This is a genomic window from Micromonospora sp. NPDC052213 (assembly GCF_040679695.1).
In the GTDB taxonomy this organism is placed as follows: Bacteria; Actinomycetota; Actinomycetes; order Mycobacteriales; family Micromonosporaceae; genus Micromonospora.
Genome location: NZ_JBFAVI010000304.1, coordinates 1 through 3538 on the forward strand (window position 1 = coordinate 1; position 3538 = coordinate 3538).

Consider the following 3538-nt stretch of genomic DNA (forward strand, 5'->3'; position numbering starts at 1 on the left):
TGGTGGTGCGTCGCGGGCTGACCCACCACCACCCGCTCGGAGGTCCGGGCCACGTTTTGCCACCGTGAACCGACGCCTGAATTCGGTATGCTCGCCAGGGGTATCGATCTCGGTGCGGAGGCGAAATGGGCAAGGTCGACAACACCGTCAACAAGACTGACGAGGTTGACGCGTTCATGGACAAACTCGACCACCCCTTCAAGGCGGAGGTCGAGATGCTCCGCGAGAGCATCAAGGCCATCAATCCGAAGATCACCGAGCAGATCAAGTGGAAGGCGCCGTCGTTCTCCTACAAGGGGGAATACCTGGCGACGTTCAACCTGTGGGCCAAGGAGCACGTCCACCTGGTGTTCCACAACCCGCTGGTGGTGGACATCGACAGCAAGCTGCTGGAGGGCAACTACACGGACGGTCGCCGGATGGCCTACTTCCAGGACATGAAGGACGCGCGAGCCAAGAAGACCGAGCTGAAGCGCGTCATCAAGGAACTCATCAAGTCGATCGACAAGTGATGATCGTCCTCATCCACACCTCCAAGGTCATGCGGTCGGCGCCCCGCGGCGACGCGACACTGACCGAGCCGGCACTGCGCGGCAGGGCCGAGGAACTGGCGGCCTATCTGCAGACCCTGTCGGTGGAGCAGTTGGCGACCGTCATGGAGATCTCGCCGGCGCTGGCCGAGAAGACCCATGCGCTCCTCGCGAGCTGGGGCGTCGAGCCGGAGCGGCAGTCTCCGGCAATCGACAGCTTCGCGGGCGACATCTACAGCGGGCTGCGCGCGTGTGACTTCTCGGCGGCCGACCGCGCGTATGCAGACGACCGCCTGCGGATCCTTTCCGGTCTGTACGGGATCCTGCGTCCTCACGACGCGGTTCAGCCGTACCGACTCGAGATGGGCTACCGGCTGCCCGATCCGCCCTACGCCAACCTGTACGAATTCTGGGGCGACTCCATCGCCCGGTGTCTGCCGTCCACGGGCGTCATCGTCAATCTCGCCGCAGTGGAGTACAACAAGACCGTCACGGCGTTCCTCGACCGGGACCGGTTCATCAGTCCCCGCTTCATGACGGTGCAGCCGAAGACGGGAGAGCCGCGTTTCGTGGTGGTGCACGCCAAGATCGCGCGCGGCGCCTTCGCTCGATGGCTGCTGACAGCCCGCGTCGAGAATCCGGATGACCTTCTCGATTTCGCCGAGATCGGCTACCGGTACGACCCCGCGCTCAGCAAGCCTCGCCAGCCAGCGTTCGTGTGCGAGGAATTCCAAGGAAAGGGTCTCAGCGTCCGCCTGAACGATCTGGGCTGACGAGCCGTCGCACCGTCCCAGGAGTTACCGCTCGTCACGGTTTGCCTTGGCGCACCTCGACCCCTTTCGGTGTCGCGGTCGGAGGACTCGTGGTATCCGCGGTGGACAAGACCGCTCCCGGCTCCCGCGCACCACTCGACGGGCGGTCCCACCGCACGGCGCTCACCCCTGCACATGGCGGTCGCCGTCGCGGTTGACGGCAAAGACTTCCCGCCGTGTCGCACTCTCCGTCGGCCGGCCCTGCCGCACCGGTGCGGACCCATGTTGATGCACGTCGCCGGCATCGCACGCGGGGAGATGCCACGGGAGCCGCCGGTGACAACCCTGGCGGTAGCCCCGTAAACGACGCTCAGGCCGGTTCGACCCTTCGAGAACCCCGGCCGGTCCTCGGCCGACCGACGGCCATCGAAAGGCGCCTCCATGCTGACGTCGCACCGCGGCAGGCCGATCGGTCCCGGTTCCCATCAGGAAGGTAAACGTCGATGAGTCATATCGGAGCCCGCGCCGTCGTGCTCGGCGGAAGCATGGGCGGCATCCTCGCGGCCAGGGTCCTGGCCGAATCCTACGCGGACGTCGTCGTCGTGGAGCGTGACAAGGTGCTGGGCGTCAGCACGCCCCGCAAGGGTGCGCCGCACACCGTCCACGCGCACGGCCTGCACGCACGGGGACACCTCATCCTCGAGGAGCTGTTCCCCGGGATCACCGACGAACTGCGCGCCAGCGGGGTGCCCACCGGCGATCTGGGGGAGATGCGGTGGTTCTTCAACGGCCGGAAGATACAGCCCGCCCACACCGGGCTCATCTCGGTGACCGCCCCCCGCCCAGTCCTGGAGAACCACGTCCGCAACCGGGTCGCGGCCCTGCCGAACGTCACCTTCATACAGGAGTGTGACGTGCTCGGCCTCGTCGCCACCGACGATCGGGAGCAGATCGTCGGGGTACGGGTGCAGCGGCGGACCGGAAACGCCGACGTCGAGGTGCTGGATGCCGATCTGGTCGTCGACGCGACCGGCCGAGGCTCCCGTACGCCTGCCTGGCTCGAGAGTCTGGGATACCAGCGGCCGGAGGAGGAACGGGTCAAGGTCGGGCTCGCGTACACGACCCGGCACTATCGCACCCGTCCCGAGATGTTCGACGGCGTGCAGTCGATCAACCCGGTCGCTTCCCCGGGCCACCCGCGAGGGGCCTTCTTCGGCCAGGTCGGCCGGGACGTCTGCATTCTCTCGCTGACCGGACTGCTCGGGGACTACCCGCCCACCGAACCCGGGGCGTTCCTCGAATTCGTTCGTTCCCTGCCGGTGCCCGACGTCTACCACGCGGTTCGCGACGCCGAGGCGCTCGATGACCCCGTCTCCTTCCGCTTCCCCGCCAGCGTCCGCCGGCGGTACGAGCGACTGCTGCGCCTCCCCGACCGGTACCTGGTCATCGGCGACGCCTTCTGCAGCTTCAACCCCGTCTACGGCCAAGGCATGAGCGTCGCCGCGATCGAGGCGATGACGCTGCGGCAGCATCTGCGTGAGGGGCGTGCGCCCACACCGCAGCGCTTCTTCGCTGATCTGTCCAGGGTCATCGACACCCCGTGGGACATCGCCGCGGGCGGCGACCTCGACTTCCCGGGCGTGGAGGGCAAGCGCACCCTCAAGGTGCGGATCGGCAACGCCTACATGGCCCGCCTTCAGTACGCCGCCACCCAGGACCCGGAAGTGACGAAGGGGTTCATGCGTGTGGCGGGTCTGATCGATCCCCCTCAGGCGCTCATGCGGCCCGCGATGATGCGCCGGGTGCTACGGCATGCGGTCCTCCGCCCCGCACCGGGCCGGTCATGGACGGACGAGTCCGTGACCGGAGCCGTGACCGGACGGACAGGCTCACGCTCGGGCGATCCGCTTTCATGATCGGTGGCCCCCGGTCGGACCGTCTCCAGGCTCCGGCCGGGGCCGTCCACGGTCCACGGCCACAGCCCCTGCCGCTGGTGCGCCCTGACAAGGCTCGGCGTGTCCACCGATCCGACAACGCGACAGCGCCCAGGGTCTTCGCCGTAGCCCGCCTCCGGTCGGTGACCGGAACCCGCGGTGGGGGGGGGCCGGGGGCCGGCGGCGCCCCCCCCCCCCCGGCCCCCCACCCCCACCCCGGGGGGGCCGGCCCGGCCGGGGGGGGGGCCACGCGCCGTTCGTCCCGGGTCAGCTGCCCGCCATGATCTCGGCGACCGTCTCCGCGTCCCCGGCGCCGTGCGCC

3 protein-coding genes are annotated in these 3538 nt (G+C 68.6%); all 3 read left to right on the forward strand.

Annotation, left to right across the window (positions count from 1 at the left end; genetic code table 11):
- Positions 1-125 precede the first annotated feature (125 nt).
- Complete coding sequence (locus AB0L34_RS33305) at positions 126-512, forward strand: DUF1801 domain-containing protein (protein WP_363709597.1); 387 nt, start codon at positions 126-128, stop codon at positions 510-512.
- On the forward strand, positions 512-1303 hold the full coding sequence (locus AB0L34_RS33310; RefSeq protein WP_363709599.1) for a YaaA family protein: 792 nt from the start codon (positions 512-514) through the stop codon (positions 1301-1303). Before AB0L34_RS33305 ends, AB0L34_RS33310 begins: the two co-directional genes overlap by 1 nt.
- 482 nt (positions 1304-1785) lie before the next feature.
- Complete coding sequence (locus tag AB0L34_RS33315; RefSeq protein ID WP_363709601.1) at positions 1786-3198, forward strand: FAD-dependent oxidoreductase; 1413 nt, start codon at positions 1786-1788, stop codon at positions 3196-3198.
- Positions 3199-3538: the final 340 nt, after the last annotated feature.